The sequence below is a fragment of the Undibacterium sp. GrIS 1.2 genome (assembly GCF_040544435.1).
GTDB lineage: Bacteria > Pseudomonadota > Gammaproteobacteria > Burkholderiales > Burkholderiaceae_D > Undibacterium.
In genome coordinates this window covers 53160-59418 of the sequence record NZ_JBEONP010000031.1, presented here as the reverse complement: position 1 = coordinate 59418, position 6259 = coordinate 53160, and the positions used below count along the sequence as shown (strand labels likewise).

At 47.9% G+C, this 6259-nt stretch carries 4 protein-coding genes; all 4 read left to right on the top strand.

Annotation, left to right across the window (positions count from 1 at the left end; genetic code table 11):
- On the top strand, positions 1-1981 hold a 1981-nt coding region (locus AAKU61_RS14325), incomplete at its 5' end, for a DNA methyltransferase (RefSeq protein ID WP_354333265.1).
- Positions 1978-4719, top strand: coding sequence for a DEAD/DEAH box helicase (locus AAKU61_RS14320; RefSeq protein ID WP_354333263.1), 2742 nt, complete (start codon positions 1978-1980; stop codon positions 4717-4719). The genes AAKU61_RS14325 and AAKU61_RS14320, both read left to right, overlap by 4 nt.
- A gap of 92 nt (positions 4720-4811) precedes the next feature.
- The gene (locus AAKU61_RS14315) at positions 4812-5297 is read left to right on the top strand and encodes a 3'-5' exonuclease family protein (protein ID WP_354333261.1); all 486 of its coding nucleotides are present in this window, start codon (positions 4812-4814) and stop codon (positions 5295-5297) included.
- Positions 5298-5484: 187 nt separating this feature from the next.
- The gene (locus tag AAKU61_RS14310; RefSeq protein WP_354333259.1) at positions 5485-6225 is read left to right on the top strand and encodes a hypothetical protein; all 741 of its coding nucleotides are present in this window, start codon (positions 5485-5487) and stop codon (positions 6223-6225) included.
- Positions 6226-6259 lie beyond the last annotated feature (34 nt).

The window sequence follows — 6259 nt, the reverse complement described above, 5'->3', positions numbered from 1 at the left end:
CCAGCCAGCCAGCCAGCCAGCCAGCCAGCCAGCCAGCCAGCCAGCCAGCCAGCCAGCCAGCCAGCCAGCCAGCCAGCCAGCCAGCCAGCCAGCCAGCCAAAAGACCGGCGATGAATTAAATGGTTCCCTACCTGAATCAAATAATTCCTTACTTGATCGGCTAGATGATTTAACTCATGCCCAACTGAAAGCCCTACTCGCGAAAAAATTAACTGACGCGAAGCTTGGTCTGCATTGGGAACGGAATGAAATTGAATTTGACAGTGCATTGTCCGCAAATTTGGTGATGCCCGATTTGGTTCCTGACGAATGCAACGGCACAGGCCCATATGACAACCTCATCATCGAAGGAGATAACTTCGATGCGTTACGTTTGCTTCGTACTACGCACGCACACAAAATTCGTGTTATTTACATCGACCCTCCCTATAACACGGGAGAAAAGGACTGGGTATACAACGATCACTACGTCGGCAAAAATGACCGATACCGCCATTCAATGTGGTTGGAATTTTTATTTCAACGTCTGACGTTGGCACGTGACTTATTGACACCCGACGGTGTAATTTTGGTTTCCATTAACGATGAAAATCGCTCACGTCTAGAACTTCTGATGGATGAAGTTTTTGCCGGTATGCGCAGAGGTTCGATGGTTTGGAAGACGCGCTCGGGAACAAACCTGAGTAATGATGTTCGCCTATCCAATGATCATGAACACATACTTGTTTACGGGAGAGGCGGCTTTTCGTTTCGAGGGGAAGACAAAGATTTTTCCCAATATAAGAACCCAGATAATGATCCACGAGGCAGGTGGAAAACGGGTGATCTGACGCTCGGTTTCACTTGGGCACAAAGGCGAAATCTCTACTACCCGATTCAAAATGCGAATACGGGAGTCTGGTATCCATGTAATCCAAGCCGAGTATGGGCGTTTGCGTCGGAAAAAATCGTCGAAGATGTCTCTACGCTCCGCAAACAATCTATGGAACAATATATCCGCGAGGAAAAAATTCTGTTTCCCGATCCAGCCAGCGAGCGTGTCGAAATATGGAACACGATGGAGGAACTACTTGCTGCAATAGAAAGCGGCGACGTTCCGATCAGGCCGAAAACAAAAACACCGATTTTGTCAAAGGATCTCCCTGAGCTTGAATTCTGGGTAGGCAAACCTGTCGGCTTCGGCAGACCGTGGTTTAAGCGGCATCTGCGTGACCTTCAAAGCGAAGTAAGAGCAGTATCAAGTTGGATCAAGGGCGCAAGCGATGACGCTGATGATGACGATTTCGTCGTTGCGTTGAATGCGCAGCGCAGCGGCACTGGCGAACATTCAGTCAACGAAATACTTGGCTTCCAAGCGTTTGCATATCCTAAACCGCCAAGCCTCATGCTGAATTTATTAAGACAAGCCACGAACCCTGGCGACACAGTTCTTGATTTTTTTGCCGGTTCTGGCACTACAGCCCACGCGGTGCTTGCACTAAATTCAGAAAATCTAAGTGAAATCCCACGAAAATTCATTATGGTATCCAGTCGTGAGGCGACAGCCAAAGAGCCAGCAAGGAATGTCTGTTTGGACATATGTGCCGAAAGAATCCGGCGTGTTTCTGAAGGGTATGGAACCACAAAAGGATTTGGCGGCGATTTTGCCTATTTGCGGTTGAATAAAATCAATCATGCCGATGCATTTTACGATCTTAAACCGGAAACAGCGTGGCACTCCATTTGCCTGAAACATGTCGGACGCATCTTGCCATTTTCGAATGTGCCAGTGGCGACAATCGCTGCGAGCAGCGATTCAGCTATTCTATTTTGCTTCAGTGTAGACGATGAGGCCTTGAGGCAATTGGCATCACATCCTGCCTACAAATTGCGGGTCTACTCCGATCGTCCTGATAGCGTAGCAAGTTATCTTCTTGAATCTGGAAAACTGGTGGATAGCTCTTCATGGATGTCGGAAGCAATCAAGGGGCAAGGCGCATGAGCGAATCATTTGATTTCAATAAACCGGCAATCCCATTGATGGAGCCGGAGGAATTTCAACGCAGAATCATCGGCGCAATGACGCAACACCTAACGCATCAACCTTCACCAGCCTTGTTGGTCGCGCCAACTGGTGCGGGAAAAACGTTTATGCTAAGCCAGGTGCTTGCTAAGGTATGTTCTGAACGACCTACACTTTGGTTCTGGTTTACACCATATGCAAATTTGGTAGGGCAAACCGTGTTGGCGCTGGATTGGATCAAGGAATTGAGGCTTTACGCCATGTCTACTGAGCGGCAGCGTGACCACTCCAATGGCGACGTGTTGATTGCGAATGCCCAACAGGTTTCCAGCAAGTCGGCAGACAGGCAAGTATTGAAACAGGTCGATGATTTTTCGATTTCGGTACAAGGTATTGTCGCCCGCGCCCGTGCCAACAAGCTTAAAATTGGTGTCGTCGTCGATGAGGCGCATATCGGCCTTTCGTCCGAAACGGAATTTGGTAAATTTGTGAAGCGCCTCAAACCGGATTCTCTCGTTATGGCGACTGCAACGCCGAACGACATAAAGCTAAATCAGTTTCTTGCTGCATCTGGCTTTGGCGAGAATAAGACCTTCTCAGTAAGTCGGCAGGAGGCGGTTGATGCCTTACTCAACAAAGAATTCATCGCTGCATATGTTTACCGCGTCTCAGATGAATGGAAAAGTCTTGTTGACTTGCAGCGCACGGTACTGCGGCAAGCTTGGAAGAAGCATTGTGCACTCAAAAATCTGTTGGTTGAACGAGGTATACAAACGGTGCCTTTGCTGTTGGTGCAAGTTGGGAATGGAGAAAATACCACGCGGGAAGCATTCGAATTCTTGACCCGCGAATGTGGGGTGCACCCTGAACTCATCGGGGAGCATACGGCTCAAGCGCCAGACCCAGAGTTGATGAATACGATTGCTCATGACACCAGCAAGGAAGTGCTAATTTTCAAGGAAGCTGCTGGAACCGGATTTGATGCGCCCAGGGCTTTTGTCCTAGCGTCAACCAAACCTGTCACGGATAAAGATTACGCTCTGCAATTCGTCGGGCGCGTCATGCGTGTCGATCAAAGAGTACGGGAAATTACTCGCACACTTGAAAAGCAAGGAAAGCGGCTTAGCGACGATCTCCGTACGGCATATATTTATCTGGCGAACGCGGCAGCACAGGACGGCTATCAGAAGGCCGTGACAGTATTGCAGGGCATTAAGTCAAGCCTTGAAGGTGAAACAGAAAGACTCAAAAGGATTAAGACGCGCAACGGCGGACCGGATATTTTCACCAACCGTCCGACTCCACAATCTTCAATGTTGCCGGAAGTAGATTGGGATACCACGCACGGAAGCAATGCAGAAACTGTCGCCGATAGCACAGTGGATAACGCCGAGGGTCAATCGGTTAGCTCGAATGAAGTACATCCTTCTGTAAAAATTGAAGCACAAGCTGGTAGAACGACTTTCGTTGAGGAAGGACAAGGACTTTTGTTTGATGGTGACATTCAACCGGATTGGGATAACGAGGAAACTTATGTTCCGCCGCGCTTACTCAAAATTCCAGCGAAGAATCGCGACGATCTGCGAGCCGCATTCAATGAAATCAGATTAAGTTTGTACCCACGCAATGACGGCTTGCCGCATTTCGCTCCTCACTTGCTAACCGAATTGCGACCGAGCGTCGTAGATTTAGCGAAAGTGGTTAAAAGGATTGCTCAACGGCTGGAATACTCGGTGGCGGATTTGAACAACGCCTTGGCAGCAGCAACCGGCCATACTCAAGCGATCGAGCAGCGTACCGAGCTAGTTACTCGGCAACGCGCTCCAGATACAAAGATTGTTGCTTTGATTCGGCGCGAGGAATTACATCGACAAGCAAAATTGGTGTTGCTCTCTACCGCTCAATTTGAGGATGCTGATGTTCGGCAATTCGTACAAATTTTGACCAGTCGGATTCAGGTTGATGCCGAATCTAACGGTATAGCCGTCATGATCGATGAAAGTGAGCGCGATCGCATCTATCGAGATATGGCGCACGACCTGGTTCGCATGAAGGCCGATGATGTCGTTGCACTGTATCATGACGCAATATCCCAGGTTGTGACCAGCCGCGAAACCAAAAGCCCTTTGCCGGACTACATGGCGTTTCCATCCGACTTGCCGCTACTGCCATCTGCAAAAAACAGTTACGGTGTTCTCCCGCCGCGCCGAAATGAAGATATGCCTCAAGTGGAATCATTTTTGGTAAAGGAGGAGCGCCAATTCTTGAAACATCGCCAATATCATCTACGGGACGAAAGTACAATTTGGGTGGATGGGTATAACGGCACTCACGCGATGTACGAAAGTGAAAATGAATTCGCCAAGCAACTAGACGAAGCGGAATTCGTCCTTTGGTGGCATAGAAATCCTGACAGGGCCGATTATGGCGTAGCCGTGGTGCGCCCAGATAGTCATCTGAATTTTTGGCCAGATTTTATTTTGTGCGTTCAATATTATTCTGAAGCGGAGCCAACAATCCGGCTGGCCGATACCAAACACGATCTAAAGGATGCCTTCAAGAAATCGCGCCGAGAACACAAGGATTACAAGAAAATTATCTTTTTAACAAAGGATAACGACAACCTTTATATCGTTAATGATAATGGAACCAAGGGAGTCAAGGTTAACAGCGATTTATCGGTGCTCAGGGAAACATTGAGGCGAACTGATAATTGAGCGATCAAATTTTGCTTTCCTGCAATAATTGCAAAATGATATCAACAAACAACGAAAGTTTTTTTTAGTCGCGTAACCTTGAAGGAATTGACGTGCTGATCTTCATCGACACCGAATTTACCGATTTCGCGAATGCTGAGTTAATCAGCATCGGTTTGGTATCAGAATGCGGTTTGCATGAATTTTATGCAGAACTTCCGGTTAATCTAAGCAAGTGTAATGATTTTGTTGTGACGACTGTTTTGCCGCAACTGGGCAAGGTGGCAGCAGCACAATGTTCAGTGGATGAGTTGCAAAGACGGCTGCGATTGTGGTTAGAACAATTCTCAGCGAGAGCGCCAATTATCTGTTTTGATTACGATGGTGATTGGCGTTTGTTTTGCCATGCAATGAGCTACGAAATTCCGGCATGGCTGCGTGGCAAAAATATTTACAAGTATCTCGATCAAGTTGCGTTGCAGATGTACTTTATCGACAATCGAATCAAGGATCATCATGCATTGCATGATGCCAAAGCCAATTGCCACGCATTTAACTTAGAAAAAGCCGGGGCGGATGTTATACAGAGCGGGAAATAGTAGAGTTGTCGAGCACGTTGACCGTTGGGTCATGCGGAAATTCACGCAAGATGCATTGATGAAATCAAGCGTAATCAACAAGAGCTGTAAGTAATTGTAAATACAACACTTTTCCCTATCCGGGATCGCTCAACATGGAATATACTTTGTTTCCTTTTTAATCACGATTTATCAGTGTCTATTATCAGTGTCTAATCCCACCATCATCAAGCAACACGCAGAAGATGCAGCTACAAAATGGTGGCGTCGCGGTAAATACCTAAATAATCCTCGTACCCGCTTTGACGAACTAGTCGAGTTTGATCAATCTATCGATACCCATCTGGATGGCCTGCGGGAGGCAGGAAATATAGGCGTAGAGCGCGCCTATAGCGCCTACGAGACAGCGATAGATCGTCGTGCCGAGGATGTCAGTGCCGATGGTTTCGTCGTGTTGGCATTGGCCTTTCTCACGCATGACATGCCAACCATCCATGCAGTCATTGCTCAGGTTGCTGGCAAGCCTGGCTTTGCAGAAGCCTTAAACGGCGTATTTGCATGGCTAACATCGCCTACTATTGCCGAGATCATCGAAGCACAGTTTCCAAATCAAGAACCAATCTATTGTTATCCAGCGCTAAGGCATGGTCATGCCCACGCAATCTATGACAGCGTCGCTTTAAAGAATGCCTTGCAAGACAGTCCGCCAGTATCGTTGGCTTTGGCGATCGACGCAGTCGCCAACTGCGGCAGGATCGATTTGCTGGCACTAATACTCGACGTGCTGAACAACTCTCAGCCAAACTTGCGCACCATTGTCAGTTTTAGCGCCGCACAGGGTGCATTGTTACTGGGTGATCGGCACTACGCCATTCCGGCGTTGCTAGCTTTGTCTTTAGGCGATACGTCGCACAGCATCGATGCGATGAAACTCTTATCCCTGGTATGACCATTCAGCGATTTACAAGAACATCTGCATCAAT

Coding starts and splice junctions, on each gene's coding strand:
- AAKU61_RS14320 (WP_354333263.1), top strand. CDS start 1,978: ATGAGCGAATCATTTGATTTCAATAAACCGGCAATCCCATTGATGGAG.